The organism is Streptomyces sp. NPDC004721 (assembly GCF_053601495.1).
Map to the genome: position 1 here is coordinate 78,558 of NZ_JBSGBZ010000023.1, position 26,995 is coordinate 105,552.

The 26,995-nt window shown below is 71.1% G+C and carries 25 protein-coding genes and 1 tRNA gene; 17 read left to right on the forward strand and 9 right to left on the reverse strand.

Annotated elements, in window-relative coordinates; translation table 11 throughout:
* Positions 1-180: 180 nt before the first annotated feature.
* The 6 genes from ACWEK3_RS22060 to ACWEK3_RS22085 all read left to right on the forward strand — a co-directional run bounded on the left by ACWEK3_RS22060 (position 181) and on the right by ACWEK3_RS22085 (position 4,662).
* Positions 181-618, forward strand: coding sequence for a DUF3052 domain-containing protein (locus ACWEK3_RS22060; protein ID WP_225075000.1), 438 nt, complete (start codon positions 181-183; stop codon positions 616-618).
* A gap of 118 nt (positions 619-736) precedes the next feature.
* Positions 737-1,195 carry a peroxiredoxin gene (locus ACWEK3_RS22065; RefSeq protein WP_141361258.1) on the forward strand — a complete coding sequence of 153 codons (459 nt, stop codon included), beginning with the start codon at positions 737-739 and terminating at the stop codon, positions 1,193-1,195.
* Between the two features lie 136 nt (positions 1,196-1,331).
* Entirely contained in the window at positions 1,332-1,907 is a 576-nt protein-coding gene (locus ACWEK3_RS22070) for a TerD family protein (RefSeq protein ID WP_361408894.1), read from the forward strand.
* Positions 1,908-2,022: 115 nt separating this feature from the next.
* Positions 2,023-2,601: a TerD family protein gene (locus tag ACWEK3_RS22075; protein ID WP_365426390.1), complete on the forward strand. Its 579-nt coding sequence runs from the start codon at positions 2,023-2,025 to the stop codon at positions 2,599-2,601.
* Positions 2,602-2,652: 51 nt separating this feature from the next.
* Positions 2,653-3,801 carry a DUF475 domain-containing protein gene (locus ACWEK3_RS22080; RefSeq protein ID WP_453250394.1) on the forward strand — a complete coding sequence of 383 codons (1,149 nt, stop codon included), beginning with the start codon at positions 2,653-2,655 and terminating at the stop codon, positions 3,799-3,801.
* A gap of 123 nt (positions 3,802-3,924) precedes the next feature.
* Positions 3,925-4,662: a TerD family protein gene (locus ACWEK3_RS22085; protein WP_361408903.1), complete on the forward strand. Its 738-nt coding sequence runs from the start codon at positions 3,925-3,927 to the stop codon at positions 4,660-4,662.
* Positions 4,663-4,692: 30 nt separating this feature from the next.
* On the opposite strand, the gene ACWEK3_RS22090 is transcribed toward ACWEK3_RS22085, so the two are convergent.
* Complete coding sequence (locus tag ACWEK3_RS22090) at positions 4,693-5,484, reverse strand: TerD family protein (protein ID WP_453250395.1); 792 nt, start codon at positions 5,482-5,484, stop codon at positions 4,693-4,695.
* A 171-nt stretch (positions 5,485-5,655) separates the two neighbouring features.
* On the opposite strand from ACWEK3_RS22090, the gene ACWEK3_RS22095 reads away from it, so the two are divergent.
* The 3 genes from ACWEK3_RS22095 to ACWEK3_RS22105 are packed head-to-tail and all read left to right on the forward strand — an operon-like array spanning position 5,656 to position 10,245.
* Positions 5,656-6,834 carry an HpcH/HpaI aldolase/citrate lyase family protein gene (locus ACWEK3_RS22095; protein ID WP_453250396.1) on the forward strand — a complete coding sequence of 393 codons (1,179 nt, stop codon included), beginning with the start codon at positions 5,656-5,658 and terminating at the stop codon, positions 6,832-6,834.
* Positions 6,835-6,871: 37 nt separating this feature from the next.
* Positions 6,872-9,433: a phosphoribosyltransferase gene (locus ACWEK3_RS22100; RefSeq protein WP_453250397.1), complete on the forward strand. Its 2,562-nt coding sequence runs from the start codon at positions 6,872-6,874 to the stop codon at positions 9,431-9,433.
* Positions 9,433-10,245, forward strand: coding sequence for an HAD family hydrolase (locus tag ACWEK3_RS22105; protein ID WP_450546413.1), 813 nt, complete (start codon positions 9,433-9,435; stop codon positions 10,243-10,245). The genes ACWEK3_RS22100 and ACWEK3_RS22105 overlap by 1 nt, the downstream gene beginning before the upstream one ends.
* Positions 10,246-10,275: 30 nt before the next feature.
* Here ACWEK3_RS22105 and ACWEK3_RS22110 read toward each other — a convergent pair whose 3' ends face one another.
* Positions 10,276-10,497 (reverse strand): FmdB family zinc ribbon protein, encoded by a 222-nt coding sequence (locus tag ACWEK3_RS22110; RefSeq protein ID WP_100567009.1) that lies wholly within the window; start codon positions 10,495-10,497, stop codon positions 10,276-10,278.
* Positions 10,498-10,882: 385 nt separating this feature from the next.
* Here ACWEK3_RS22110 and ACWEK3_RS22115 point away from each other — a divergent pair, with 385 nt between their 5' ends.
* The 3 genes from ACWEK3_RS22115 to ACWEK3_RS22125 all read left to right on the forward strand — a co-directional run bounded on the left by ACWEK3_RS22115 (position 10,883) and on the right by ACWEK3_RS22125 (position 15,881).
* Entirely contained in the window at positions 10,883-13,054 is a 2,172-nt protein-coding gene (locus ACWEK3_RS22115) for a transglycosylase domain-containing protein (RefSeq protein ID WP_453250419.1), read from the forward strand.
* A 58-nt stretch (positions 13,055-13,112) separates the two neighbouring features.
* Complete coding sequence (locus ACWEK3_RS22120) at positions 13,113-14,453, forward strand: hypothetical protein (protein WP_453250398.1); 1,341 nt, start codon at positions 13,113-13,115, stop codon at positions 14,451-14,453.
* Positions 14,454-14,639: 186 nt separating this feature from the next.
* A complete protein-coding gene (locus tag ACWEK3_RS22125) occupies positions 14,640-15,881 on the forward strand; it encodes an amidase domain-containing protein (RefSeq protein WP_453250399.1) in 1,242 nt (413 codons plus the stop codon).
* Between the two features lie 31 nt (positions 15,882-15,912).
* Here the strand turns inward: ACWEK3_RS22125 and ACWEK3_RS22130 are convergent, their stop codons facing one another.
* The 4 genes from ACWEK3_RS22130 to ACWEK3_RS22145 form a co-directional block, all read right to left on the reverse strand.
* Positions 15,913-17,331, reverse strand: a complete 1,419-nt coding sequence (locus ACWEK3_RS22130) for a hypothetical protein (RefSeq protein WP_450546407.1) — start codon at positions 17,329-17,331, stop codon at positions 15,913-15,915.
* 69 nt (positions 17,332-17,400) lie between these two features.
* Positions 17,401-18,171: a DUF4097 family beta strand repeat-containing protein gene (locus ACWEK3_RS22135; protein ID WP_453250400.1), complete on the reverse strand. Its 771-nt coding sequence runs from the start codon at positions 18,169-18,171 to the stop codon at positions 17,401-17,403.
* Positions 18,172-18,376: 205 nt separating this feature from the next.
* Positions 18,377-18,448 (reverse strand) — tRNA-Val (locus ACWEK3_RS22140).
* Between the two features lie 96 nt (positions 18,449-18,544).
* Positions 18,545-18,898: a hypothetical protein gene (locus ACWEK3_RS22145; RefSeq protein ID WP_453250401.1), complete on the reverse strand. Its 354-nt coding sequence runs from the start codon at positions 18,896-18,898 to the stop codon at positions 18,545-18,547.
* A 158-nt stretch (positions 18,899-19,056) separates the two neighbouring features.
* On the opposite strand from ACWEK3_RS22145, the gene ACWEK3_RS22150 reads away from it, so the two are divergent.
* Complete coding sequence (locus tag ACWEK3_RS22150; RefSeq protein WP_450546403.1) at positions 19,057-19,257, forward strand: hypothetical protein; 201 nt, start codon at positions 19,057-19,059, stop codon at positions 19,255-19,257.
* A 56-nt stretch (positions 19,258-19,313) separates the two neighbouring features.
* Positions 19,314-19,544 (forward strand): DUF2277 domain-containing protein, encoded by a 231-nt coding sequence (locus tag ACWEK3_RS22155; RefSeq protein ID WP_361408938.1) that lies wholly within the window; start codon positions 19,314-19,316, stop codon positions 19,542-19,544.
* 71 nt (positions 19,545-19,615) lie between these two features.
* Here the strand turns inward: ACWEK3_RS22155 and ACWEK3_RS22160 are convergent, their stop codons facing one another.
* Both ACWEK3_RS22160 and ACWEK3_RS22165 read right to left on the reverse strand, forming a co-directional pair.
* Positions 19,616-20,239 (reverse strand): DedA family protein, encoded by a 624-nt coding sequence (locus ACWEK3_RS22160; RefSeq protein ID WP_376550257.1) that lies wholly within the window; start codon positions 20,237-20,239, stop codon positions 19,616-19,618.
* A gap of 241 nt (positions 20,240-20,480) precedes the next feature.
* Complete coding sequence (locus tag ACWEK3_RS22165; protein WP_453250402.1) at positions 20,481-21,134, reverse strand: HNH endonuclease family protein; 654 nt, start codon at positions 21,132-21,134, stop codon at positions 20,481-20,483.
* A gap of 433 nt (positions 21,135-21,567) precedes the next feature.
* Here ACWEK3_RS22165 and ACWEK3_RS22170 point away from each other — a divergent pair, with 433 nt between their 5' ends.
* Together ACWEK3_RS22170 and ACWEK3_RS22175 are read left to right on the forward strand one after the other, a co-directional pair.
* Complete coding sequence (locus tag ACWEK3_RS22170; RefSeq protein ID WP_453250403.1) at positions 21,568-22,146, forward strand: TMEM165/GDT1 family protein; 579 nt, start codon at positions 21,568-21,570, stop codon at positions 22,144-22,146.
* 318 nt (positions 22,147-22,464) lie between these two features.
* Positions 22,465-23,124 carry an HAD-IA family hydrolase gene (locus tag ACWEK3_RS22175; RefSeq protein ID WP_361408948.1) on the forward strand — a complete coding sequence of 220 codons (660 nt, stop codon included), beginning with the start codon at positions 22,465-22,467 and terminating at the stop codon, positions 23,122-23,124.
* 97 nt (positions 23,125-23,221) lie between these two features.
* On the opposite strand, the gene ACWEK3_RS22180 is transcribed toward ACWEK3_RS22175, so the two are convergent.
* Positions 23,222-24,046, reverse strand: a complete 825-nt coding sequence (locus ACWEK3_RS22180) for a peptidoglycan-binding protein (RefSeq protein ID WP_453250404.1) — start codon at positions 24,044-24,046, stop codon at positions 23,222-23,224.
* A 975-nt stretch (positions 24,047-25,021) separates the two neighbouring features.
* Here ACWEK3_RS22180 and ACWEK3_RS22185 point away from each other — a divergent pair.
* The gene (locus tag ACWEK3_RS22185; protein WP_453250420.1) at positions 25,022-26,986 is read left to right on the forward strand and encodes an MDR family MFS transporter; all 1,965 of its coding nucleotides are present in this window, start codon (positions 25,022-25,024) and stop codon (positions 26,984-26,986) included.
* The last annotated feature ends 9 nt before the right edge of the window (positions 26,987-26,995 follow it).

Sequence of the window (26,995 nt, forward strand, 5' to 3'; positions counted from 1 at the left end):
TCACCGCTGATCGCGATACCGTGTCAGGAGTTGCGGCGACACAGCCGGGATCGTCACCGTTTCGGCGGTCTGAACCGCCGGGTACTTGCGCGATCCGGCCCGCCCGTGTGGACTACGGCCAATGCTTCGCGCACGCGCGTGGCTGAAGACCTAAATCGCAACATCATCAGGAGGCAACCCGTGAGCGCGACCGCGGACCACGCGGAGGAGCGGACTAACCCGGCCGCCAGGCTGGGATTCCAGCCCGGGCAGGTGGTCCAGGAGATCGGCTACGACGACGACGTCGACCAGGACCTCCGCGAGGCCATCGAGGAAGCGAGCGGCAGTGAGCTCGTGGACGAGGACTACGACGACGTGGCCGACGCCGTGGTGCTGTGGTTCCGCGACGACGACGGCGACCTGACGGATGCGCTGGTGGACGCCACCACGTACATCGAAGAGGGTGGCGCGATCCTGCTCCTGACACCGAAGACGGGCCGTTCCGGCTACGTGGAGCCGAGCGACATCTCGGAAGCCGCGACCACGGCGGGTCTGTCGGCGAGCAAGAGTGTCAGCGTCGGCAAGGACTGGAGCGGCAGCCGCCTCGCGACACCCAAGGCAGCCAAGTCCAAGAAGTAGCTCCACCTCGTCCCCGGACCCCGGACGGGCCGACTCGCGTCGGCCCGTCCGTCGGCCTGCGGTGATCACTGCGTAGGGTGGTATCACCCGAACAGTCCCACCGAAGGGAAGCAGGACGATGGCGATCCAGGTCGGCGACAAGGCACCCGACTTCGAGCTCAAGGACAACCACGGCCGGACCGTGAAGCTGTCCGACTTCCGCGGCGAGAAGAACGTGGTGCTGCTCTTCTACCCGTTCGCCTTCACCGGTGTGTGCACCGGCGAGCTGTGCGCCCTGCGCGACAACCTGCCGAAGTTCGTCAACGACGACACCCAGCTGCTCGCCGTCTCCAACGACTCCATCCACACCCTGCGCGTCTTCGGCGAGCAGGAGGGCCTGGAGTACCCGCTGCTGAGCGATTTCTGGCCGCACGGCAACACTTCGCGCGCCTACGGCGTCTTCGACGAGGGCAAGGGCTGCGCGGTGCGTGGCACCTTCATCATCGACAAGGAGGGCGTCGTGCGCTGGACCGTGGTCAACGGCCTGCCGGACGCGCGCGACCTGAACGACTACGTGAAGGCGCTCGACACCCTGTGACCCGGTGTCCCCGACACCTGTGATTCTTCGGCTCCAGGGCCTGCGTGGCGCGGGAACCCGTCACTAGGATCGAGTCGTTGATCCCATATCCGATGCACGACGGGGCTCCCCGCCCCCGGACACCAATGGAGGACTCGTGGGAGTCAGCCTCAGCAAGGGCGGCAACGTATCGCTGACGAAGGAGGCCCCGGGCCTGACCGCGGTCCTCGTCGGTCTGGGTTGGGACGCCCGCACCACGACCGGCAGCGACTTCGACCTCGACGCCAGCGCGCTGCTGCTGAACAACTCCGGCAAGGTGGTCAGCGACCAGCACTTCGTCTTCTTCAACAACCTCAAGAGCCCGGACGGCTCGGTCGAGCACACCGGTGACAACCTCACCGGTGAGGGCGAGGGCGACGACGAGGTGATCAAGGTCAACCTCGCCGGAGTCCCGGCCGACGTCGACAAGATCGTCTTCCCGGTCTCGATCTACGACGCCGAGAACCGCCAGCAGTCCTTCGGACAGGTGCGCAACGCCTACATCCGCGTGGTGAACCAGGCCGGCGGCCAGGAGATCGCGCGGTACGACCTCAGCGAGGACGCCTCCACCGAGACGGCCATGGTCTTCGGCGAGCTGTACCGCCACGGCGCGGAGTGGAAGTTCCGCGCCATCGGCCAGGGCTACGCGTCGGGTCTGCGCGGCATCGCGCAGGACTTCGGCGTGAACGTCTGAGTCCAGGTCTGCACGGCTTCGCACCAATCCCGACCCGTCCGGCGCCGCGCGTTTCAGCGCGGCGCCGGACGCGCAGGACAACCACACAGGCACCACCTCGGGGAGGACCAGCATCATGGGCGTCACGCTCGCCAAGGGAGGCAACGTCTCCCTCTCCAAAGCCGCACCGAACCTGACCAACGTCATGGTCGGACTCGGCTGGGAGGAGCGCTCCACCACCGGAGCCCCCTTCGACCTCGACGCCAGCGCGCTGCTGTGCACCGGCGCCAACCGGGTGCTGGGCGACGAGTGGTTCGTGTTCTACAACCAGCTCACGAGCCCGGACGGCTCCGTGGAGCACACCGGCGACAACCTCACCGGTGAGGGCGAGGGCGACGACGAGACGATCCTGGTGGACCTCACCAGGGTGCCCTCGCAGTGCGAGAAGATCGTCTTCCCGGTCTCCATCCACATGGCCGACGAGCGCGGCCAGACGTTCGGGCAGGTCTCGGACGCCTACATCCGCGTGCTCAACCAGGCCGACGGCACGGAACTCGCCCGCTACGACCTGAGCGAGGACGCCAGCACCGAAACCGCGATGATCTTCGGCGAGCTCTACCGCTACCACGGCGAATGGAAGTTCCGCGCCGTGGGGCAGGGGTACGCGTCGGGCCTGCGCGGAATCGCTCTAGACTTCGGGGTCAACGTTTCGTAAAGCCAAGTGCGGCGCGGGGGAGACCCGTACCGGATACGGATTGGGTAGCCAGTGCTTCTGAAAACCTTCGGCTGGTCGTTCGCGGTGACCGCGATCGGCCTGGCCGCGGCGGTCTTGTACGGGGGGTGGACCGCCTTCGGGATCGTGGCGATCCTGTCCATCCTCGAGATCTCGCTGTCCTTCGACAACGCGGTCGTCAACGCCGGAATCCTGAAGAAGATGAACGCCTTCTGGCAGAAGATCTTCCTCACCGTCGGCGTGCTCATCGCGGTCTTCGGCATGCGGCTGGTCTTCCCCGTCGTGATCGTCGCCGTCACCGCCAAGATGGGCCCCATCGAGGCCGTCGACCTCGCGCTCACCAACAAGGACCGCTACCAGCAGCTGGTCACGGACGCCCACCCGGCGATCGCCGCGTTCGGTGGCATGTTCCTGCTGATGATCTTCCTGGACTTCATCTTCGAGGACCGGGACATCAAGTGGCTGCACTGGATCGAGCGGCCGCTCGCCAAGCTCGGCAAGATCGACATGCTGTCGGTCTGCATCGCCCTGGTCGTGCTGCTCATCAGCTCCTTCACCTTCGCCGCCAACGCCCACCAGCACGGCGGCGCGCACGTCGACAAGGCGGAGACGGTACTGATCGCCGGTATCGCCGGTCTGATCACGTACATGGTCGTCGGCGGACTGTCCGGCTACTTCGAGGACAAGCTCGAGGAAGAGGAGGAACGCGAGCACGAGGAGGAGGAAGAGGCCGCGCGCACCGGAAAGAAGCGCTCGGCGGTCGCCCTGGCCGGCAAGGCCGCGTTCTTCATGTTCCTCTACCTCGAGGTGCTCGACGCGTCCTTCTCCTTCGACGGCGTGATCGGCGCCTTCGCCATCACCAACGACATCGTCCTGATGGCCCTCGGCCTCGGCATCGGCGCCATGTACGTCCGGTCGCTCACGGTCTACCTGGTCCGCCAGGGCACCCTCGACGACTACGTCTACCTGGAGCACGGCGCGCACTACGCGATCGGCGCGCTGGCCGTGATCCTCATGGTCACCATCCAGTACGAGATCAACGAGGTGATCACCGGCCTGGTCGGCGTGGTCCTCATCGCCTGGTCCTTCTGGTCCTCGGTGCGCCGCAACCGCGCCCTGGCGGCGGCCGAGACGAGCGCCGCGGGGGCGGACGCGCAGAGCGAGGTCTCCTCAGGGGTGTGACAGCCCTCCGGGTGAGGGAACGCTCTTGTGCGGGGCGGCCGACGAGGACCGGGTCGAACCGGCTCTTCGGGGCCGCCCCGTCGCGTGGGTCCGGTGTGCGGTGAACTGGGGGCGGAAAGGGACATGGGCTTCTTCGACGGTCTGCTGGGAGGACGCGCGGCCGACTTCGACTCGGGCAGCGCCTCGTCCAACGCGATCGAGCTGACCAAGCGGCACCACCAGGTGTCGCTGACCAAACAGGGCGCGGCCACCGGGCATCTGCGCGTCAACCTGACCTGGCGGATGCGCACCTCGGACTTCGACGGTCCGGCCCGGCAGAGCCTGCTGCGGCACCCGTTCAAGGCGCTGAAGCCGCCGGAGGTGCAAGGGCACAGCCAGAGCATGGTCAACGTCGACCTCGACCTCGGCTGCATGTACGAGCTGTCCGACGGCACCAAGGGCGTCGTACAGCCCCTCGGCGGCTTCCTCGGCGACGTGAACGCGGCGCCGTACGTCAAGCTCAGCGGCGACGACCGGTTCGGGTCCGCGTCCGGCGAGACCATGTACATCAACCTCGACCACCGGGACGAGATCAAACGGCTGCTGGTCTTCGTCTACATCTACGACCAGACACCCGCCTTCGACCGCACCCACGCGATCGTCACGATGTACCCGAGCAACGGCCCGCGCATCGAGATCGGCCTCGACGAACGCCACCCGCAGGCACGCTCGTGCGCGGTGGTCCTGATCGAGAACGTCAAGGGCGAACTGGTCGTCCGCCGTGAGGTCAAGTTCGTCTACGGCTTCCAGTCGGAACTGGACCGCCTGTACGGCTGGGGCCTGCAGTGGGGCCGGGGCTACAAGTCCAAGGCGGACCGGTAGCGCGAGCCGGGCGTCCCTCGGCCGTACCGCCTACCGCCCGATGAACTGCGGCCCCTGCGGCGGCAGCCGGAAGTCCGGGTCGGGCACGGCCGCCACCGGCGGGGGATACCCGTACCCGGACGGGGCCGTGGCCGCCACCGGCTGCTGCGGGTAGCCGTACGCCGGCTGCGGATACCCGTACGCCGGCTGAGCCGCCGAGGGCACCGGCACGGGCTGCTCCGGCGGCAGCGGCTGCGCGGCCGGAGCGGCGCCCGCGCCCTGCGAGCCCTGCGCCTCCTCCGACTCCTCCACCGAGATGCCGAAGTCCGTGGCGAGGCCCTTCAGACCGTTCGAGTAGCCCTCGCCGAGCGCGCGGAACTTCCAGCCGTCGCCCCGCCGGTACAGCTCACCGCAGATCAGCGCGGTCTCCTGGCCGGTCTCCGGTTTGATGTCGAAGTAGGCCAGCGGCTCCTCACCGGCGGCCGCCGCGTCGTACAGCAGGATGCGCAGCCCCTGTACGACGTCGAAGGTGACGCCGTCCGCCGAGGCGACCAGCAGGATCCGGACCACATCCGGGTCGAGCCCGGAGAGATCCGTCTGGACCGTGTCCGTCAGGCCGTCGGCGACCCGCTTCTTGCCCAGCCGCCAGACCTTCCCGGACGGATGCCGCGGCTGGTTGTAGAAGACGAAGTCCTCGTCGGAGCGCACACGGCCGCCGGGGCCCAGGACCAGAGCGGAGGCGTCGACGTCCGGGATACCCTGCCCGGGCGTCCAACGCACCACGGACCGTACCGTGGTGGCGTCCAGCGGGACGTTCGACCCTTTCAGCATCGCGTGCGTCATGCGGTCATCCTGCCTTCTCCGTCCTGGTCACGACAACGCGGGGCGTGGACACGGCCGGGTTACCTGAAATTCATGCCCCACGGGAACCTCGGACATGGATTCGTACGTACTATTACCGGCCACCTTTTGACAGTCTTCGCAGGCCGCTCGATGCGCCACGGGGGGAGCTTCATGCGTCATTTCGGGCACCTCGCCGCCGAGGTGCGGCAGCGCCTGTTCCACCGGGAGCCGTGCGAGTTCACCGCCGACTCCCCGGCGCGGACGCTCTCCGCGGCTCTGGGCGCCACGCTCTACAGCCCGGCCACCCGCCCGCGGCTCGCCGACGACATCGTCAAGCAGGCGGATCGCGGCGTGGTCTCGATGGTGCTGTGCCTGGAGGACTCGATCGACGACGCCGAGGTGGAACACGGCGAGGAGAACCTGGTCCGGCAGTTCGCCGAGCTGGCGGCGCTCGAACAGACGTCCGGCTCCGTAGAACTCCCGCTGCTGTTCATCCGGGTCCGCGTCCCCGAGCAGATACCCGACCTGGTGCGGCGCCTCGGGCCCGCGGTGCGGCTGCTGTCCGGGTTCGTGCTGCCGAAGTTCACCGCGGAGCGGGGCATTTCGTTCCTGGAGGCGGTGCAGGCCGCCGAGGTGGAGAGCGGACGGCGGCTGTTCGCCATGCCGGTCCTCGAATCGCCCGAACTGCTCTACCGGGAGTCGCGGGTGGAGACCCTGGAGGGGATCTTCCGCGCGGTCGACAAGTACCGCGACCGGGTGCTCGCGCTGCGCCTCGGCGTGACGGACTTCTGCTCCTCGTACGGGCTGCGCAGAGCCCCCGACATGACGGCCTACGACCTCCAGGTCGTCGCCTCCGTGATCGCCGACGTGGTGAACATGCTGGGGCGGGCCGACGGCACCGGATTCACGGTGACCGGGCCGGTGTGGGAGTACTTCCGGGTACAGGAGCGCATGTTCAAGCCACAGTTGCGGCAGAGCCCCTTCATGGAGGTGCAGGCCGTCGAGTTGCGCGAGAAGCTGATCGAGCACGCGATGGACGGGCTGCTGCGGGAGATCTCCCTGGACCACGCCAACGGGCTGCTCGGCAAGACCTGCATCCACCCCTCCCACGTCCTGCCCGTGCACGCGCTGTCGGTGGTCAGCCACGAGGAGTTCAGCGACGCGGCGGACATCCTGCGGCCCGAGCGCGGCGGCGGGGGCGTCCTGAGGTCGGCGTACACGAACAAGATGAACGAGGTGAAGCCGCACCGCGCCTGGGCCGAGCGGACCCTGCTGCGCGCCGAGGTCTTCGGCGTCGCGCGGGAGGACGTCGGCTTCGTGGAACTGCTGGCCGCCGCGGTCTCCGACTGACCGCACCGCATCACCGCCGAGGGCACACAAGGAAGGCATGAACAAGCCAGTGAACGACGGGCTCTGGTCCGGCACCTGGGTCGCCGAGCGACTCGGGGTCGAACTCGTGGGCGACGACCGCCTGACGGGCCTGCTGGGGCTCGCGCTGCGCCGCAACCCCAAGCGGGCGCACCTGCTCGTGTCCAACGTGCTCGGCAAGCACGTGCCGCAGTCGCCCTCGGTCGTGTACGGCCACGGGTTCGCCCTGGGCCGCCGGGTCCGGGACCTGCTGGGCGCCGACCACTGCGGCCGGGCGGTCGTCCTGGGCTACGCGGAGACCGCGACGGGCCTCGGCCACGCGGTCGCGGACGGTCTCGGCACCGCGCCGTACCTCCACTCCACGCGCCGCCCGGTCCCCGGCGTCGCTCCGGCCGGCGGCTTCGAGGAGTCCCACTCGCACGCCACCTCCCACCTCCTGCTGCCGGAGAACCCCGCCCTGCTGGCCTCCGACGGCCCGCTGGTCCTGGTGGACGACGAGTTCTCCACCGGCAACACGGTCCTGAACACCATCCGCGACCTGCACGCCCGCTATCCGCGCAAGCGGTACGTCGTGGTCGCGCTGGTCGACATGCGGGCCCCGTCCGACGCGGACCGCCTGCGGCAGTTCGCCGAGCAGATCGACGCCCAGGTGTCCCTGGTGACCACCGCCTCCGGCACGGTCCGCCTCCCCGCGGACGTCCTGGAGAGGGGCCGGGAACTCGTCGCACACCACGAAGCAGCCCAACAGACCCGGACGGAGCCGCCCCGAGCCGGTGCTTCGGCGGTGGAGGGTACTGCCGAGTGTGAGGCGTCCGTCGTTCCGGGGCAGCGGGGGGCCGGGCGCGTTCGTCGGGTCGAGTTGCGGTGGCCCCGGGGGGTGCCGGACGGGGGGCGGCACGGGTTCACGCCGGTGCACCGGGGCCGGCTGGAGCGGGCGCTGCCCGCCATGGCCGCCCGGATCGCCGAGGCGTTGCCGCGGGGCGCGCGGCAGGTGCTGGTGCTCGGCTGCGAGGAGCTGATGTACGCGCCGCTGCGGCTGGCGCGGGAGGTGGAGCAGGTCGTGGAGGCCGAGGTGCGGTACTCCACCACCACGCGCTCGCCCGTACTGGCCGTGGACGACCCCGGTTACGCGATCCGCACCCGGCTGGTCTTCCCGGCGCACGACGACCCGGCCGACGGCCCCGGCGAGCGCTACGCCTACAACGTCGCCGACGGCGGCTTCGACGCCGTGGTCGCCGTCGTCGACTCCACCGCCGACACCCCCGAACTGCACGCGCCCGCCGGCCTGCTGGCCCGGCTCGCCGCCCACACCCCGCACGTCCTGCTCGCGGTCGTGCCCGCGTACCTCCCCGTGCCCCCGCACGCCCCCGAAAGGTCCCCAATGCTGCCCGAGCCCCTCCGCGGCCCCGCCTTCTCCTCGTACGCGCCCGACGAGGTCGGCTGGCTGCTCCAGGACCTCTCGGACGTGACGCTGGAGGCGCCGACGGAGGAGCGCGAGGAGGCGATCCAGAGCGGTGGCGCCCACTACGCCGAGTCGCTGCCGGTGGAGTACCAGCCCAGCGAGCAGTACCAGGAGCTGTTCCACACGGCCCTGACGGCGTCCGCCGCGCGGATCGCCCAGGCCGTGGGCGTGGTCACCGAGACGATCCTCGCCGAACTCCCCCTGCGCCGAAGAAGCCCGGCCGGGACGGAGGACACCTCGGGCCCCGGCCCCGTGCTCGTCTCGCTGGCCCGCGCCGGCACACCCGTCGGCGTACTGATGCGGCGCTGGGCCCGGTTCCGGCACGGCCGGGACCTGCCGCACTACGCCGTGTCGATCGTGCGTGGCCGCGGTATCGACACCAACGCGCTGCGCTGGCTGGCCGCCCACCACGACCCGCGCGACGTCGTCTTCGTCGACGGCTGGACCGGCAAGGGCGCCATCACCCGCGAACTGGCGCAGGCGATCAGGGAGTTCGAGGAGCGCGAAGGGATCACCGGGTTCGACCCGGAGATCGCGGTGCTGGCCGACCCCGGTTCGTGCGTGCGGACGTACGGCACCCGGGAGGACTTCCTCATACCCTCCGCCTGCCTCAACTCCACCGTGTCCGGCCTGATCTCGCGGACCGTGCTGCGCGCGGACCTGGTCGGCCCGCACGACTTCCACGGCGCGAAGTTCTACCGCGAACTGGCCGGCGCCGACGTGTCGAACGTCTTCCTCGACGCCGTCTCCCAGTGCTTCCCCGAGGTCGCCGACAGCGTGGACACCGCCGCCAAGGAACTGCTGTCCACCGATCGCACCCCCACCTGGGAGGGCTGGGCGGCGGTCGAGCGCATCAGCGAGGAGTACGGCATCGACGACGTGAACCTGGTCAAGCCCGGCGTCGGCGAGACCACCCGCGTGCTGCTGCGCCGGGTGCCGTGGAAGATCCTGGCGCGGGCCGGCGCCGGCGCCGACCTGGACCACGTACGGCTGCTGGCCGGGCAGCGCGGGGTCCCGGTCGAGGAGGTGGGCGATCTGCCGTACAGCTGCGTGGGATTGATCCACCCCCGGTACACGCGCGGGGCGACCGGCGCCGACGGCAGGGCGGTGACCCGCTGATGCCGGTCCTGGTGGCGAGCGATCTCGACCGTACGCTCATCTACTCCGCCGCCGCCCTGGCGCTGACCATGCCGGACGCGCGGGCGCCGAGGCTGCTGTGCGTGGAGGTGCACGAGAGCAGGCCGCTGTCGTACCTGACCGAGACGGCCGCCCAGCTGCTCACCGATCTCGCCGACACGGCGGTGTTCGTGCCCGCCACGACCCGCACCCGCAAGCAGTACCTGCGCATCAACCTGCCGGGCCCGGCCCCGACGTACGCCATCTGCGCCAACGGCGGCCATCTGCTGGTGGACGGCGTTTCGGACGGCGACTGGCACCGGCGGGTGCTCGCGCGGCTGGCCGACGAGTGCGCGTCGCTCGCGGAGGTCCAGGAGCACCTGCTGCGCACCGCCGACCCGGCCTGGGTGCGCAAGCACCGCGTCGCCGAGGACCTGTTCGCCTACCTCGTGGTGGAGCGCGAGCTGCTGCCCGAGGAGTGGGTGAAGGAGCTGGCCGCGTGGGCGGCCGGCCGCGGCTGGACGGTCTCCTTGCAGGGCCGCAAGCTCTACGCCGTCCCCAAGCCGCTGACCAAGAGCGCCGCCGTCCGCGAGGTGGCCCGACGCACCGGCGCCGACCTCGTTCTCGGCGCCGGCGACTCGCTGCTGGACGCCGACCTGCTGCAGGCCGTGGACCGCGGCTGGCGGCCCGGACACGGCGAGCTGGCCGACACCGGCTGGACGGCACCCGGCATCGCCGCCCTGCCCGAGCGCGGAGTGCTCGCCGGGGAGCGGATCGTGCGGGAGTTCCTCAGGGCGGCCCGGGCGCCCCGGTAGGAGCGCCGGCCGCGGCAGCCGGCAGGAGCGTCAGCCGCAGCAGCCTCCGCCGCAGCACCCGCCGCCGCCCGAGCCGGACCGCGGCGCGGGTGCCGGGGCGGCCGCCGAGCCGCCCACCGCGACCGTGGACAGCAGCTTGACCGTGTCGTCGTGCCCGGCGGGGCAGCTCGCCGGGGCGGACGACTCCGCCATGGGACGACTCAGTTCGAAGGTGTCGCCGCAGCTCCGGCAGCGGTACTCGTAGCGAGGCATGCGCCCAGATTAACGGGCGTGACCGGACGCACAGCCCTTCGTGTTTCTTATGTCTTGGTTTCTGTCCAGTTCTTGTGCGGAGGAATTGAAAAGACGGCTGATAATTTTGTAGCGCCGCGAGGGCCGCGTGGCGGCTGCGAACAAGGGGGAGGGCAGCCGCAGTTGCGGTGACTGTGTCGACCCGCGCGAGCAATACGAACGTGCGGAGGAGGACGCAGTCGTGACGGAGGCAGGACGGGGGGACGGCCTTCCGGAGGAGGACCGCCGGACCAGCGGGAGCCGCGCCGAGGCCGGATCACCGGGCCGGTCGCGGACCGACCGGTCGGTGTGTACGGAGGAAACGATCCAGCTCAAGGTCGACGCACTGCGCCGAGCGGACGAGACCATGCAGCTGAAGGTCGACACCCTCCGCGGCGGGCACGCGAGCGCGCAGCCGCACGAGACGATGCAGTTACGCGCCTTACAGACGCAGCCCGACCCGCCCGGCCCCTCTGCTCCGTCCGACCCGCCCGACGGTCCGCCCCGGCGGCGCGCCGACCGCCGCAAGCCGCGCACCGGCCCCACGCTCCCCCCGGCCCTGACCCGGCGCCTCGCCCCCCTCGTCGCGGTGGCCGCGCCGTACGCGCGGAAACTGAAACCGGTCTACCCGCGCCCCGGCCGCACCGGCTGGCGGCGCTGGCTCCCCTCCTGGAAGCAGTGGCTCGGCGCCACGCTCTCGGCCCTGGGCCTGAGCACCTTCCTCCTGGCCATCGCCTACGCCACGACCGACATTCCGCGGAACCTGAACACCTACGCCACCCAGCAGGACAACGTCTACTTCTGGTCCGACGGCACCCCCATGGCCCGTACCGGCTGGGTGCAGCGCCAGGCGATGCCGCTGAAGGACATCCCCGAGGACGTCCGCTGGGCGGTGCTCGCGGCCGAGAACGAGAGCTTCTACAGCGACCCCGGCATCTCCTTCACGGGCATCAGCCGGGCCCTGTGGCGCACCGTCGGCAAGGGCGACACCCAGGGCGGCTCCACCATCACCCAGCAGTACGTCAAGAACGTCTACCTCTCCCAGGACCAGTCCGTCAGCCGCAAGTTCACCGAGGCGATGATCGCGCTCAAGCTGGACAACCGGATGAGCAAGGACAAGATCCTCGAGGGCTACCTCAACACCAGCTGGTTCGGCCGCGGCACCTACGGCATCCAGCGCGCCGCCCAGGCCTACTACGGCAAGGACGTCGGCGACCTCAACGCGAGCGAGGCCGCCTTCCTCGCCTCCCTGCTCAAGGGCGCCGGGCTCTACGACCCCACCCTGAGCCCGGCCAACCACAGCCGTGCCGTGGAGCGCTGGATCTGGACCCTCGACCGCATGGTCAAGATCGGCAAGCTGTCGCGAGGCGAACGCGCCACGTACCGCACGTTCCCCGAGCCGCTCAAGCGCAACCCGCTCTACGACACCGGTCAGCAGAGCGACTACCTGGTCGAACTGGCCTCGCAGTACGCCAGGAAGACCGCGCACATCACCGACCAGGAGTTCGACCTGGGCGGCTACCAGATCTACACCACCTTCGACCGCAAGCGGGAGAGCGCACTGACCGACGCGGTCACCAAGGCCCGCAAGAAGGCGCGGAAGACCACCCCCGGCCCGGCCGGGACCGTGCACTACGGTGCCGCCTCCGTGGCCGCCGACGGCCGCATCCTCGCCGTCCACGGCGGCCCCGACCACCGCACCCAGGGCTACAACGAGTCCAACGCCTCCACCGTCCCGGCCGGTTCGGCCTTCCTGCCGTTCGTCTACGCGGCCGGACTCGAGCACGGCGTCACCAAGCGGCGTGACGTCCCCCGGGAGCGGGTCACCCCCCAGACTCTCTACGACGGCGACGACGACGTGCCCGTCACCACCCCCGAGGGCCCCTACTGGGACCGCAGCGGAAAGAAGGTGTCCGCCCACAACGACGACAAGAAGTCCTGGGGGCGGATCAGCCTGCACCAGGCACTCGCGAACTCCGTGAACACGCCCTTCATGCAACTCGGCATGGACACAGGCCTTGACCGGGTCAAGCAGACCGCCCAGGCGGCCGGACTGCTGCCCTCCAGCATGGGACCGCAGGTGCCCGCGCTGTCCCTGGGCAGCGCCACCCCGAGCGCGATCCGGATGGCCGGCGGCTACGCCACCTTCGCCGCCAAGGGCACACACACCGAGCCGTACTCGGTGCGTCGCATCACCCGCAACGGCTCCTCCGTCCGGCTGGACACCCCGGCCACGCGGCGCGCGGTCGGCCAGGACGTGGCCGAGGCGGTCACCGAGGCGCTCGGCGACTCCTTCCGCACCGCCCACCCGGACGCGGCGTCCGGCACGGCCCCGGTCGCGGGCAAGGCCGGCACCACCGAGGACGACACCGCCGCCTGGTACGTGGGCACCGCCGGGTCGGTGTCCACGGCGGTCGTCGTCTACCGCATGGACCTGGCCAAGAGCCTCGAACCGCTGCCGCTGGAAGGAGTCGCCGGCACCCCGGCCGACAGCGTTCCCTACGGGATCTGGGCCGGTGCCATGAACCGACTCGGCTGAACCCGGCGGCCCGGCCGCACCCACCCCCCACCACCCCCCTCGCAGATTGAGCCCCCCCATGAAGTCAACCGGCCGTCGACGCAAGGCCCGTGCACCCCGCCGCGCCACCCGCCCCGAGTTCCTGACCCTGGCCGCCCTGCTGGTCGTCGCCTCCGTGGTGGCGGGGTTCCTGACGCTGACCCGTGCCGACTCGACCGCGCCGACCGCGTCCGCGGGATCCAAGAGAGAGGACGCCAAAGCCGGCTCCAAGGGCGGCTCCAGGGGCGGCTCCAGGGGCGGCCCCGAGGACGTCGGTTCCCCGTCCGGTGCGGCCGAGGAGCCCGAGTGGGACGGCAAGGTCCGGGTGCTCGGCGACGGCTCCACCTCCTACACCGGCCCGCAGCAGGCCGAGTGGAAGCCGAAACCGCTCAAACCCGGCGAGACGCCACCGCAGTTCGTGGTCTTCTCCTGGGACGGCGCCCTGGAGGGCGACGACCGCCTGTTCTCGCACTACCGGGAGCTGGCCAAGGAGTACGACGCCCACATGACCTTCTTCCTCACGGGCATCTACCTGCTGCCCAAGGCCAAGAAGGACCTCTACCACCCGCCTCAGCACTCGGCGGGCGCCGCCGCCATCGACTACGCCACCGTGGACCACATCGGCACCACCCTGGAGCAGCTCCGCAAGGCGTACGAGGACGGCAACGAGATCGGCACCCACTTCAACGGCCACTTCTGCGGCGCCAAGGGCGGCGGCGACTGGAGCGTCGAGGAGTGGAAGAGCGAGATCGACCAGTTCTACTCCTTCGCGGAGAAGTGGAAGACCAACAGCGGCCTCACCGACGTCCCGCCGCTGCCCTTCGACTTCAGGAAGGAGATCACCGGCGGACGCGCGCCCTGCCTGGAGGGACAGCCCAACCTGCTGAAGGCCATCAAGGACTACGGCTGGCGCTACGACGCCAGTTCGCCCGGCGACTTCCAGATCTGGCCGTCGAAGAAGGAGGGCATCTGGGACTTCCCGCTCCAGATGCTCCCCTACGAGGACGGCAAGTACCAGGGCCTGTCGATGGACTTCAACTTCCTCTACAACCAGTCCAACGGCGAGACCCAGGGCGATCCGGCCAACTTCCCGCAGTGGGAGCAGCAGACCGTCGACTCCTACCTGGCCGGATTCAACCGCGTCTACTACGGCAGCCGGGCGCCCCTGTTCGTCGGCAACCACTTCGAGGACTGGAACGGCGGCATCTACATGAAGGCCATCGACCAGGTCGTCAAGAACATCTGCACCAAGAAGGACGTCAAGTGCGTCTCGTTCCGGGAGCTCGCCGACTGGCTGGACGTCCAGAAACCGGAGACGCTGCAACGGCTGCGCGCCCTGGACCCGGCCCAGTCCCCCGACTGGTCCTCAGTGGCCAACTGACGTGTAGAAATGGGGAGTTCCGCTTGTGGACCCCACTTCACAGCAGCTCCACACCGCATGCGAAGATGCCGTCGCCCGGTAGGTCTACCGGCGTAGAGGGGAACACCATTGAAATCAAGAAAATTAAGCCGTAAACGGCGTCGCGCCACCATAGTCTCGGCGGCGGCCGCCTCGGTCGTCGCCGGCGTGGCGCTGGTGCCCAACTGGAGCGCGGGCGCGGCGGTCACCGACGACCCGACGGTGGACGCGGCCACCAAGGCCACCTTCCAGAAGCTGGCCGACGCGGTCTTCACCGACCGCACCCAAGCCCTGGTGGACGACGCCCCGGGAAGCAAGGGACGCCACCACCGGCTGACGTCCGGCTTCTCCGGCAAGGTCCGCCTGTCCGGCACGCAGTCGCGCGAGGAGACCTCCGCCCTGGACCAACTGCGCGGCCGTAAGGCGCGGCTCGCGAAGCTGGGCGAGAAGTACAGCGCCGCCAAGACCAGCGTGTCGCTGGACGCCACCCAGGTGCAGGGCCGCGACGCCAAGGTCGCCGTCACCGAGACCACGACTCTGACGTACCGGAAGATCCGCGGCAACGAGCCGAAGACCACCGGCTTCCAGGCCCACCACGAGCTGACCTTCCGGGCCGACCAGCAGGGCAACTGGCAGCTGACCGGCATCCACGACACGGACGACGGCGTCGCCGTCAACCAGATCGCCGCACCGCCCGTCGTCACGCCGCCCACCGCGAAGCCGTCGACCACGGCACCGACCGCGAAGGCCTCGACCAAGGCGCCCACCGCGGCTCAGACCACCCAGGCTCCGACCACCGCGGCTCCGACCACCGCGGCCCCGGCTGCCTCCACCACGGCCGCCACCGTCGCCGACGACGGCAACCCGCCCTCGGCCCCCCGCGCGGCCATCACCGTGAACCCGCCCGCCGCGCCGAAGAAACTCTCCGGTGGCGCCTACGACTACAAGGCCATGACGGCGTACGCGACGAAGTACTGGAACAACTACAACCCCGACTACCCCGACTTCAACGGGGCGGGAGCCGGCGGCGACTGCACCAACTTCGTCAGCCAGTCCCTCAAGGCGGGCGGCTGGAAGCACGAACCCGGCTACACGTACGACTTCCACAAGTGGTTCGGGAACTCCGAGATCCAGTCGGACTCGTTCGTCGGCGTCAACGAGTTCTCCTGGTTCGCCCTGTCCTCCAAGCGGGTCACCAGCCTCGCCAACGTCTACCAGATGGACATCGGCGACGTGCTCCAGGTGGACTTCAACCGGGACGGGTCCAAGGACCACTCCATGATCGTCACGTCCCGCACCGCGCAGGGCGTGCCGTACCTGTCGTACCACTCCACCAACACCTACAACAGGTCGGTGGCGAGCATCATCGCCTCCTACCCGGACGCGTACTACTACGCCTACCGGACCTGAGCGGTGCCTTCCGGGAGCGGGGAGCGGGCCGTCAGTGGCCGGCTCCCCGCTCCTCGCGGATCCGGGACACCACCGCGGCCACCGTCTGCCGGACCGCCTCGGTCTCCGTCAGGAAGTGCCAGTAGTCGGGATGGCGGCCCTCCAGCGAGGCCACCGCCCGCTCCAGCCGACCCACCGAGTCGTCCAGCGGGCGGGCGTGCCGCGGATCCGGCGTCGTACGGCCCGACATGGCCAGCCGCTGCGCGTCCCGGATCGCGAACCGGGTCCGCTCGACCTCCGCCTGCGGGTCCTTCTGCACCGAATTCAGCCGCCGCAGCCGGTCCCCGGCGGCCGACACCGCCTCGTCGGTGGTGTTCAGCAGCGCCCGCACCGTCGACAGCAGCGCCGTCGCGTCCGGCCAGCGCTGGGCGTCCCGCGCGGACTGCGCCTCCCGCAGCTTCGCCTCCGCCTCCCGCACACTCCCGGCGGCCTGCTCCGGCACCTGCTGCAGGTCCTGCCAGCAGGCGACCGTGAACCGCCGCCGCAGCTCGCTGAGCACCGGCTCCACCTGCCCGGCGCGCGTACTCAGCGCCTGCGCCCGGGTGCGCAGCGACACCAGCCGGTGATCGATCTCGGCGGCCTGCTCCGGCAGCCGCACCGCGTCAGCCCGGATCGCCTCCGCCTCTCGCGCCACCCGCTCGGCGCGCTCCAGCGTCGGCTGCACGCCGTGCTGCCCCGCGCCCTGGTTGAGCCTGGTCAGCTCGGGGGAGAGCGCGGCGAGCCGGGCGGCCAGGTCGTCCGCCCCGAGCCCGGAGCCGCGGACGTCGTCCAGCGCGCCGGCGGCGGCGCTCAGGGCCTGCCGGGCGCGCTCCACGGCGGGCGCCACCCGTGCCAGTTGGGTCTCCGCCTTGCCGAGCAGCGGCCCGAGACCACGGCCGAAACGGTCCAGGTCCCTTTTGACGCCCAGCAGTTCGTCCTTGGCGGCGGTCAGGTCGACACGCGCCCGGGAGGCGACGGAGGCCTCCAGGTCGTCGCGGTCCAGGTCCTGGGCGTCGACGGCCTGGATGTAACGCTGACTGACCTCGTCGATGCGCCGGCCCAGCGCCTCGAAGTCGGCGATCGCGCGGCGGGCGTCCGGGGAGTCGTCGACGGCCGTGATCGTCTCGATCGAGATCCGCAGGTCGCGCTGGGCGCTGTCCAGCTCGTAGAAGGCGGCCGCGGCGGCGTCCTTGGCGGCCTGCGCCTCGACCCGCTGGGTCTCGGCCCGTCCGCCGAACCAGCGCCGGGTGCCGCCGCCCGCGAAGGCGGCCGGCAGCGCGAGCAGGGCGAACACCGGCAGGCCCATCAGTACGAGGACGTCACGGACGTCGCGGGCGGCCGAGGCGCGCGCCGGGCTCGGACATGCGCTCCGAGGCCGGGGCCGTGCATACGGCGAGTGCGGCTGTACGGGGGGCGCCGGTGTCGCCGTCACATCCCTCTCCTGTCGTCCGCCATGCGTGTGGTCATTCTCCCATTCGCGGCGGACGAACACACGGGCCGGTCAGTCAGCCGTACGAAGTGTGATCCTTCCGTCGCCGGTGGTCGCGGACACCACGTGAGAGCTGGCGTCGTCCCGGGGCACGGAGACGTCCACCGAGCCGTCGCCGGTCTTCGTCGTCACCCGGTACGCGGCGTGCGGCAGCACCAGGCTGACGGAGCCGTCCCCGGAACTCGTCTCCACCCGGTCCGGCACGGCGGCCAGTTCGAGGCGGACCGAGCCGTCGCCGGTGGTGGCCCGCACCCGGCGCGAGGAGACCTCCGCCCGTACGGTCCCGTCGCCGGAGCGCAGCTCCAGGGGCCCGGTGGAGTCGGTCACATGCACGGATCCGTCGCCGGTACGGATGCTCAGCGCGTCCTTGAAACCGCGCGCACGCACGCTGCCGTCGCGGTCCTCGACCTTCACGGCGATCCCGCCCGGGACCTCGATCCGGTGCTTGGCCGAGCAGTCGGCGACGACCCCCGAGCACTTCATCCGCAGCACCAGCCGGTCGTCCTTCATGGACCAGGTGACCCTCGGATCGTCCCCGACCAGCACGGACCCACGGAACCAGCGGGTGACCCCCACGGTCCCCGCCTTCGCCGAACCGGCGGCGACGATCTCCAGCGCCGAGTCGTCCGAGTCGACGGTCAGGGTGTTCCCGTGCAGGGCGAAGGAGCGCCGGTCGGGGCTGGTGTCGTCCTCGGCGGAGCCCCCACAGGCCGTGGCCGTGGCGACCAGGACCACGACGACACCGGCGACGGCGGCGACACGAGCGGGCACGGAACGGGACATGACGATCTCCCCCTGACGACGGACGACGAGCCCCCACGGCACTGTGAAGACCGTAGAAAGAACCCCCGCCACGGAGAATCCGGCGGGCTACCGGACGGGGGGTGGGGTAAACCCCCGCAGCACCGGGTCCGTTGACACGACGAAGACCCAGATCTCCGGGTGTCACCCGTGGACCTGGGCCTTCGTCGTACTGCACTGCAACCGGTGGGCGCGGACGGTTTCGAACCGCCGACATCCTGCTTGTAAGGCAGGCGCTCTACCCCTGAGCTACGCACCCGGACGAGTGGACAGCCTACCTTGCCGGGGGAGCCGTCCCGCAAACCCGTTGTCCGGCCCTCGGCGTCCCATGTCACTTCCAGGAGCGTGCCGTGGTTCAGGCGGTCGAGGGCGGGGTCTCGTCCGGGGGCTCGTGGGTGTGTTTCAGGTGGCTGCGGGCGGTGACGCAGTCCGGGCCGGGTAGTTCCGACCAGTAGCGGTGGGTGCTGACGAACACCGCGAGTTCGTGCTCGCGGCGGCGGAGCTTTTCGACCGCGGCCTGCTCGTCGGGTGTCCAGCCCGGTGAGGCCGGCCGCTCCACCTTGCGCCAGCCGCCGTCGTCGCTGAACCCGTCCAGCGGCTCGACCGACCAGGGCAGCCGCTTGAGCAGGGCCGACAGCTCGGCCCGGATTTGGTGCAGCTCCTCCTGACCGGCGAGGAGGTCACTCGGGAAGTCATAGCGCGTAGCCACGCCGCAATGCTACGCCTGTTCGAATTTGGCGCGCGACCGCAATGCGGGGGGTTCATGTGTTCGAGTTCGCCCCGGGTGGCGGGAGCGGCTTTTGAGCAGGAGCTCTTGAGTAGCAACGCGGATGTCGGCGCCGGGGCACGGTCCGTGCCGTCTCGGCCATGGAGGACGGTGCGGTCGGGCCGCTCCGGTACGGGGACGTGCAGGTGGTGGTGGCGCAGGGCGTCGTGCCCGTGGTGGCCCTGGGGACCGTCGGCGGGATGCCGCACCCGCGCGGAGGCGCGCGGGTCGCCGCGATCGGGTCGGCGCTGCTGGGTGTGCTGCTCCGCGTGATGCCGGCCCTCGGCCAGGTCGCCGCCTGAGGATGGTGCGGCAGGGCGCTTGCGCGGTGGGTGCGGGGCGTGCTGACACTGGGGGCATGTGCCGGAGCATCAAGACACTGCGTCCACCCGCGTTGCCCGAGGAGGCGACCGAGGAGGAGATACGGGCGGCCGCGTTGCAGTACGTGCGGAAGGTCTCGGGGTTCCGGGCACCCGCCGCGCACAACCAGGAGGTCTTCGACCGGGCGGTCGACGTGATCGCGCAGGCCACGCAGGAGCTGCTGGCGGGGCTGGAAGTGCGGGGGCAGGCGGCGTCCAGGGCCGGGTGACGGCCGGGACGGCGGCCGGGTGGCGGGTGACGGTGAGCGCCGGGTGCGGGGCGCCCGTCGCCGGCCTTCTCCTACGACGCCTCCGCCGGCTTCAGCGGGCGCCGCATCAGGTACGCCGCTCCCGCGCCCGCCGCGAAGAGCGCCGCCACCGACACGCAGGTCGCCAGCCAGGCGGCGCCCAGCCAGCGGGTGCCGAAGTAGCCGAGGGCCACGCTGTAGGTGGCCCAGGACAGGCCCGCCAGCGCGGACCAGGGCAGGAACTCCCGGATCCGGCGGTGTGCCGCTCCGGCGCTGAAGGAGACCACCGAGCGGCCGGCCGGGGCGAAGCGGGCGAGGACGACCAGCGCGCCGCCGCCCCGGGACAGGGCCGCGCCGAGCCGTTCCTGCGCCCTGCTCAGCCGCCGGGAGCGGGAGATCGCACGGTCCAGACGCTCCCCGCCGTGCCGGGCCAGACGGTAGGCGACGAGGTCACCCAGTACGGACGCCGTGGCCGCGCACAGGGTCAGGGCCAGGATGTCGGGCACGTTCTGCGGGACGTGCCCGGTCGCCGCGCCGGTGCCCGCGGCCGCCGCCGTGGCGGCCGTCACTATCAGCACGCCGCTGGGCAGCACCGGCAGGAACACATCCAGCAGTACGGAGGCGGCCACCATGACGTAGATCCATGGAGTGCCGGTGAGTGACCCCACCCTCGCCATACTCTCCAGCACCGAGAACTCCCCCCGTCACCCCCGTGAACCGCGGACCGTGCCGCGGTGTCGTGCGGGAGCGGCAGGAGCGGCCTTGAACAGCCATACAGCGTACGCCGGAAGTGTGACAGAAGTTTCACTGGGGTTGATGTGATTACCGAGGCCTCGGCGGCTGTCCGGCCGGCCTCCGCCGCCCCGTACGGCACGGCGGCGGTACGGGGCGACGGAGGCGGATGGGGAGGGCCGGGGATCAGCAGGCGGCGAGGTAGTTCTGGAGCGCGCTCTTCTCGGCCGAGTCGACGGAGAGGTTGTAGTAGTACTTCACCTGCACCCAGGCGCGGACGTAGGTGCAGTGGTACGACGTCTGGGTCGGCATCCACTGCGCCGGGTCCTTGTCGCCCTTCGAGCGGTTGGAGCTGGCCGACACGGCGATCAGCTGGGGGCGGGTCAGGTCGTTGGCGAACGCCTGGCGCTGGGCGGTGGTCCACTTGCTCGCGCCGGAGTCCCAGGCCTCGGAGAGCGGAACGACGTGATCGATGTCGAGGCTGGAGGAGACGGTGAAGGTGACGCCGTCGTACGCCGACTTCCAGTTGCCGCTGGTGGCCGCGCAGTTGGCGTCGGTGACGACGTTCGAGCCGTCCCGCTGGAGGACCGTCTCGCGGGTGTCGCACTTGCCGCTGATGGTGATCCAGTGCGGGAAGAGGGTGCGGTCGTAGCCGGTGTGGTTCGGCGTCGCGACGGTGAGCGAGGCGAGGTAGGTGCGGGCGGTGGCCGCGCTGACGGGGGTGGGGAGGGCCGCGGAGGCGGTCGGGCCGTTCAACAGGCCTATGGAGGCTATGAGTCCGGTGATCGCCGCGACTATGCTGAGGCGTTGACGCGCGTAGAGCTTGAACCTGCGGGACATACGAACTCCCTTGGAGGTGAGGGGCGTTGGGTGTGAGCAGGGGAAGCGAGGGAATGCTCGCCGCGCAGTGTTGCGGGCGGGTGAGTGTGCGGTGAGAAGTTAGTGACGTGTGCATGACACAGCAAGGGGTGCGGCTGGACTCGCTGTTCGCTGTGATGCGGATCTCGGTGCCGGCCGGGCCGCGCGGGCGGTCGCGTACGATGGGGGCGCGGAAGGGGAGTAGCTCTTCGCCGGACCGTCGACATACTGCTCAGCTCGGCTGAGCCGGCGCCCGGAGGCGGACCTCGTGAGTGAGGTCGGCCAGCGAGACCTTCGGTAAGCAGTGCACGCCCGTGCCGTACGGCAGGGTTGAACCGTGTGCTGCCCTGCCGAGGCGTCTTGTCGCACCAGTCGCAGCACTCTCGGCGGGGTGGCCCCGACCGATTGAGGAACAGTGATCACCTTCAGCGTCCTGGCGCTCGTCTTCGGCGTCGTCTTCCTCGCGGAGCTGCCGGACAAGACGGCACTCGCGGGGCTCGTCCTCGGTACGCGTTACCGGGCCTCGTACGTCTTCGCCGGCGTCGCCGCCGCGTTTCTGCTGCACGTGGTGCTGGCCGTGGCGGCCGGCAGCGTGCTGACGCTTCTGCCGCAGCGGATCGTGCACGCACTGACGGGCGTGCTGTTCCTCGGTGGCGCGGCCATGCTGCTGCTGAAGAAGGGCGACGGTGAGGAGGACGTCCGGCGGCCCGAGGGCCAGTCCTTCTGGAAGGTCGCGGGGGCGGGGTTCATGCTCATCCTGGTCGCGGAGTTCGGTGACCTCACGCAGATCATGACGGCGAACCTTGCTGCTCGTTACGACGATCCGCTGTCGGTGGGGCTGGGGGCGGTGCTGGCGCTGTGGGCGGTGGCGGGGCTGGGCATCGTGGGCGGCAAGGCGTTGATGCGGCGGGTGCCGCTGGCGTTGATCACGAAGGTTGCGGCGTTGCTGATGGCGGGGCTGGGGGTGTGGAGCCTGTGGGAGGCGGTGGCGTGACGGGGGCTCCGCCCCGGAGTCAGGTGGGGGTGCTGCCCTCTGCGGGCTCGATTTGCCCACCCGCCCGCCCGTCTCGGTGGGGTGAGGGTCCCGGCCTGGGGCTCCGCCCCAGACCCCGCGGGGGCTTCGCCCCTGCGCCCCTCTTTGCTCGGCCGCTCCGTCCCCGGCTCCGGGGTGCGGTGGCCAGATGCCCGGATGTTTTGTACCGTGGAGAAACAAAGTGGCTCCCGTCCGCTTTCCCTGACCGGTGGACGGGGCCGCCTTGTTTCTTCGGGGGCGTGCTCCCACGCCCCCCTTCGCTGTGTCTTGGAGTTGCCGATGACGGCCACCGCCGTGTTCACCGCCCGCGCCCTCCTGCTGGACATGGACGGCACCCTCGTCAATTCCGACGCCGTCGTCGAGCGGATCTGGCGCCGCTGGGCCGACCGCCACGGGCTGGACGGTGACGAGGTGATGAAGGTCGTCCACGGCCGCCAGGGGCACGCCTCGATGGCGCTGCTGCTGCCGGACCGGCCCAAGGAGCAGAACCTCGCCGACAACGCGCGCATGCTCGCCGAGGAGACCTCGGACATGGACGGCGTGATCCCGATCCCCGGGGCGGCGGAGTTCCTCGCGGGGCTGCGCGAGGTGCCGCACGCCCTCGTGACCTCGGCCGACGTGGCCCTGTCCACGGCCCGGATGGCCGCCGCCGGCCTGTCCCTGCCCGACGTGCGCGTCACCGCCGAGTCCGTCGGGGCGAGCAAGCCCGACCCCGAGGGCTTCCTGAAGGGCGCCGCCGAACTGGGTGTCGCGCCGGCCGACTGCGTCGTCTTCGAGGACTCCGGAGCGGGGATCGCGGCCGGCCGCGCCGCGGGCATGCGGGTGATCGGCGTCGGCCCGCGCGCCGGGTTCCACCGGCCGGACGCGGTCGTCCCGGACCTGACCCGGGTACGGGTCGAGGCCGTGGGCGACGGGAACGTCCGGCTGCACGTGGCCTAGCGGCGGCACCCGGACGCCCGGGGGCGCCGGTTCCCACGCGGGTCATGCGCGGGTGCCGGCATCAGCCTGACAGCAACCCGGCCCCCCGGCCCCCGGCTCAGGGCGCCGTCGTCTCCGACTCCAGGCGCGCCCTCGTCGCCGGTCCGTACACCCCGAGTTCGTCGGCGTCGATACCGCGGGACCACTGGTACGCGCGCACGGACTTCTCCAGCCGGCGGCCGAAGACGCCGTCCGCCTTCCCCGGGTAGAGGAACAACTGGGCGAGCCGCAACTGGAGTTCCGTCACCTCGGAGCCCTGGTCGCCGCGGCGCAGTACCGGGGCGGGGGCCGCCGGGGCGCTGGCGCGCATCGTCGTCGGGGTCTGCGTCGGCCCGGCCGGCTCCGACCCCGTGCCGGTGACGTCACCCTCCTGCGATCCGGACGGCGACGGCTCCGCCGTCGCCGACTCCGAGGCCGACGCGGACGGTGAGGCGTTCGCGCCGGGCGATGGCGACTCGCTCGCCGTCGTCGGCGTCGACGACGCGTACGACGGTGCGGCGGCCGTCGGCGCGGAGCCCGTGGGTGTCTCCACCCACGCGTCCGGCACGCTCTCCCGTACCTGGCGGGAGGCATGGTCCCGCTCCGGCGACTCGTAGGAGAACAGCCCGCTCGCGAACCCGGCGCCGGCCACGATCGTGACCACGACCGCGCACGCGGCGAGTACGACGGCGGGGCGGGTCCGCCGGCCGCCGCGGTGGCTGCCCTCCCGGCTCTTGGGGCCCTCCGTGCCGGCGATCGGCTCCGGGGTGGCCGCCGGGTCCGCCTTCGTCGCCGTGTCGAACAGGCTCACGTCGGCCGCGCTCGGTTCGCCCGGTGGCGGTGCGAACAGGCCGGGTGGGATGGTGCGGGTCGGCGGCTGCGCGGGGATGGCCCGCAGCGCCATCGTGGCCTCCGCGGGGGAGGGGGGCCGTGACTCCTCCCCGGCGACTCCGGTGGCCCCAGGGGCGGCCCTTGCGGTCTCGGCGGCCCCAACGGGTCCGATGACTCCGGAAGCCCCGGTGGCTCCCGCGGCTTGGGCGGCCCTGGCATCGCCGGTGACTCCAGCGGCCTTGAGGTCTCCGGTGGCTCCAGCAACCCGGGCGTCTCCGACGGATCCGGCGGCCCCGCCGTTCCCTGCTGGGCCGCCGTCCCCAGCCGGGGCGCCCCCCGGCATGGTGGTGCCCCCTGCCGGGACGCTCCCTGCCGGCGCGCCGCCCCCACTCAGCGGGCCGCTCCCTACCAGGGCGCCGCCCTCCGTCGGGGTGCCGTCACCCGTCAGGGCGCCGCTCCCGGTCAGCGCGCCGGCCTCCGCCGGTGTCTCCCCGATGTCCACGTACGGCCGAATCCGCAGTGGATTGAAGTCCTCCGCCGCCGCGGCTTCGGCCGTTCGGGCGTCGCGGAGAGCGTCGGACGCCCGGCTTCCGCAGGCGCAGGACGGGGTGTTGTCCGTGCCCCGGGGCACCCCGCATTCGGGGCAGGCATGCCCCTTCCGCTCTTCCACGCGTCGGTCCCCTCCCGTACGAACTCCAAGGATTATGCAGATCCTCCACACACCTTCTCCCTGAAGGCCCCCCGGAATGGCGGCTTCCGGGAGGACTCAACAGGCCATAACGGGACACTCCGATGACGATGGGAGATGTCACGAGAGCGTCGGGAGGACTCCATGGCCGGCGATGGGCACGGCAGGACCGGCATGACGGGGACGACGGGCGACGTCCCGGACGGCGACCGGCCGTCGTCGGTCATGCCCGCGTCGTCGCAGTCCCCGCGGCCGCCGCGGCCTCCACAAGTCCCCCAACCCCCGCCCGGCGACCCCGCGGCCCCGCCCGAGCAGGTGCCGGGCAACGTCCTCGTCTCGATCGGCGCGCTGCTCCTCGGCATGTTGCTGGCCGCGCTCGACCAGACCATCGTGTCGACCGCACTGCCCACCATCGTCAGCGACCTCGGCGGCCTGGAGCATCTGTCCTGGGTGGTCACGGCGTATCTGCTGGCGTCGACTGCCGCTACTCCGCTGTGGGGCAAGCTCGGTGACCAGTACGGGCGCAAGAAGCTCTTCCAGGCCGCGATCGTGATCTTCCTGATCGGTTCCGCGCTGTGCGGCATGGCGCGGAACATGCCCGAGCTGATCGGGTTCCGGGCGTTGCAGGGCCTGGGCGGCGGCGGGCTGATGGTGCTGTCGATGGCGATCGTCGGCGATGTCGTCCCGCCCCGCGAACGCGGCCGCTACCAGGGCCTGTTCGGTGCCGTGTTCGGCACGACCAGCGTGCTCGGGCCGCTGCTCGGCGGGCTGTTCACCCAGCACCTGAGCTGGCGCTGGGTGTTCTACGTCAACCTGCCCGTCGGCATGGTCGCCCTCGCCGTGATCGCGGCCGCCCTGCGCATCCCGCACCGGTCGCAGCGGCACGTCATCGACTACCTCGGCACCCTCCTCATCGCCTCGGTCGCCACCTGCCTGGTGCTGGTCGCCTCGCTCGGCGGCACCACCTGGGGCTGGGGTTCGCCGGAGATCATCGGCTTGGCGGTGGTCGGCGTCGTGCTCGTCCTCGCCTTCCTGGCCGTGGAGGGGAGGGCGGCCGAGCCGGTGCTGCCGCTCAAGCTGTTCCGCATCCGCACGTTCTCCCTCTCCGCGGTCATCAGCTTCATCGTCGGCTTCGCCATGTTCGGCGCGATGACCTACCTGCCGACGTTCCTCCAGGTCGTCCGGGGCATCTCGCCGACGCTGTCCGGAGTGCACATGCTCCCGATGGTGGTCGGCATGCTGTCGGCCTCCACCGGTTCCGGGCAGATCGTCAGCCGCACCGGCCGCTGGAAGGTGTTCCCCGTCGTGGGCACCGCCGTCACCGCGATCGGCCTGCTCCTGCTGCACCAGCTCGACGAGCACAGCTCGACGGCCGTGATGAGCGCCTGCTTCTTCGTCTTCGGCGTGGGCCTCGGTCTGGTCATGCAGGTGCTCGTCCTCATCGTGCAGAACGCCGTCAGCTACAAGGACCTGGGCGTCGCCACTTCCGGCGCCACCTTCTTCCGCTCCATCGGCGCCTCCTTCGGCGTGGCCATCTTCGGCACGGTCTTCGCCGGCCGCCTCGGCGAGAAACTGACCGCCGCCTTCACCGGCGTGCCGCTGCCGCCGGGGGTGTCGGCGAACACGCTGAAGTCCGATCCGCGCGGCATCGCCGCCCTGCCGGCCACGCTGCGCCCGGCGGCCCTGCACGCGTACGCGTCCGCGATCACCGACGTCTTCCTCTACGCCGCCCCGGTCGCCCTCCTCGGCTTCGTGCTGGCCTGGTTCCTGAAGGAGGACCGGCTGCGCGGCTCGGTCACGGCCCCCGACGTGACGGAGACGTACGCGACCAACCCGGTCGAGCGGTCCTCGTACGACGAGGTGTGCCGGGCGCTGTCCGTGCTGGGCACCCGCGAGGGGCGGCGCGAGATCTACCGGGAGATCACCGAGCGCGCGGGCTGCGACCTCGACCCCGCGGCGAGCTGGCTGGTGCTGCGGATCAAGAAGTACGGCTGGGTGGAGCCCGCCCTGCTGGCCGAGCGCACCACCATCCCGCTGAGCGTGATCATCGGGGCCACCCGCCAGGTCGAGGAACGGCACCTGGGCGAGCGTCACGGCGTGGACCTCGTACTGACCGAGGGAGGCCTGGAGGCCGCCGAGCGTCTGGCGCACGCCCGGGAGGAGTCGCTCGCCGGGCTGCTCGGCGACTGGTGGGGGCCGGCCCGGCCGACCGACCTGGTGCAGCTGGTGAAGGAGCTGACGGGGGAGTTGTGCGGGTCCGACCGGGAGCGGCCGGACCGGGAGCGGCCGCACGACGACCGGCGGCCGGCTCCCCGCCCGATGTGAGACGGCGGC

What these genes read in the sequence shown, in the direction of transcription:
- ACWEK3_RS22065 (WP_141361258.1), top strand. Translation starts at nt 737, where the DNA reads ATGGCGATCCAGGTCGGCGACAAGGCACCCGACTTCGAGCTCAAGGAC.
- ACWEK3_RS22075 (WP_365426390.1), top strand. Translation starts at nt 2,023, where the DNA reads ATGGGCGTCACGCTCGCCAAGGGAGGCAACGTCTCCCTCTCCAAAGCC.
- ACWEK3_RS22085 (WP_361408903.1), top strand. Translation starts at nt 3,925, where the DNA reads ATGGGCTTCTTCGACGGTCTGCTGGGAGGACGCGCGGCCGACTTCGAC.
- ACWEK3_RS22090 (WP_453250395.1), bottom strand. Translation starts at nt 5,484, where the DNA reads ATGACGCACGCGATGCTGAAAGGGTCGAACGTCCCGCTGGACGCCACC.
- ACWEK3_RS22095 (WP_453250396.1), top strand. Translation starts at nt 5,656, where the DNA reads ATGCGTCATTTCGGGCACCTCGCCGCCGAGGTGCGGCAGCGCCTGTTC.
- ACWEK3_RS22100 (WP_453250397.1), top strand. Translation starts at nt 6,872, where the DNA reads ATGAACAAGCCAGTGAACGACGGGCTCTGGTCCGGCACCTGGGTCGCC.
- ACWEK3_RS22105 (WP_450546413.1), top strand. Translation starts at nt 9,433, where the DNA reads ATGCCGGTCCTGGTGGCGAGCGATCTCGACCGTACGCTCATCTACTCC.
- ACWEK3_RS22110 (WP_100567009.1), bottom strand. Translation starts at nt 10,497, where the DNA reads ATGCCTCGCTACGAGTACCGCTGCCGGAGCTGCGGCGACACCTTCGAA.
- ACWEK3_RS22115 (WP_453250419.1), top strand. Translation starts at nt 10,883, where the DNA reads ATGCAGCTGAAGGTCGACACCCTCCGCGGCGGGCACGCGAGCGCGCAG.
- ACWEK3_RS22120 (WP_453250398.1), top strand. Translation starts at nt 13,113, where the DNA reads ATGAAGTCAACCGGCCGTCGACGCAAGGCCCGTGCACCCCGCCGCGCC.
- ACWEK3_RS22135 (WP_453250400.1), bottom strand. Translation starts at nt 18,171, where the DNA reads ATGTCCCGTTCCGTGCCCGCTCGTGTCGCCGCCGTCGCCGGTGTCGTC.
- ACWEK3_RS22150 (WP_450546403.1), top strand. Translation starts at nt 19,057, where the DNA reads ATGGAGGACGGTGCGGTCGGGCCGCTCCGGTACGGGGACGTGCAGGTG.
- ACWEK3_RS22155 (WP_361408938.1), top strand. Translation starts at nt 19,314, where the DNA reads ATGTGCCGGAGCATCAAGACACTGCGTCCACCCGCGTTGCCCGAGGAG.
- ACWEK3_RS22160 (WP_376550257.1), bottom strand. Translation starts at nt 20,239, where the DNA reads ATGGCGAGGGTGGGGTCACTCACCGGCACTCCATGGATCTACGTCATG.
- ACWEK3_RS22165 (WP_453250402.1), bottom strand. Translation starts at nt 21,134, where the DNA reads ATGTCCCGCAGGTTCAAGCTCTACGCGCGTCAACGCCTCAGCATAGTC.
- ACWEK3_RS22175 (WP_361408948.1), top strand. Translation starts at nt 22,465, where the DNA reads ATGACGGCCACCGCCGTGTTCACCGCCCGCGCCCTCCTGCTGGACATG.
- ACWEK3_RS22180 (WP_453250404.1), bottom strand. Translation starts at nt 24,046, where the DNA reads ATGGCGCTGCGGGCCATCCCCGCGCAGCCGCCGACCCGCACCATCCCA.
- ACWEK3_RS22185 (WP_453250420.1), top strand. Translation starts at nt 25,022, where the DNA reads ATGTTGCTGGCCGCGCTCGACCAGACCATCGTGTCGACCGCACTGCCC.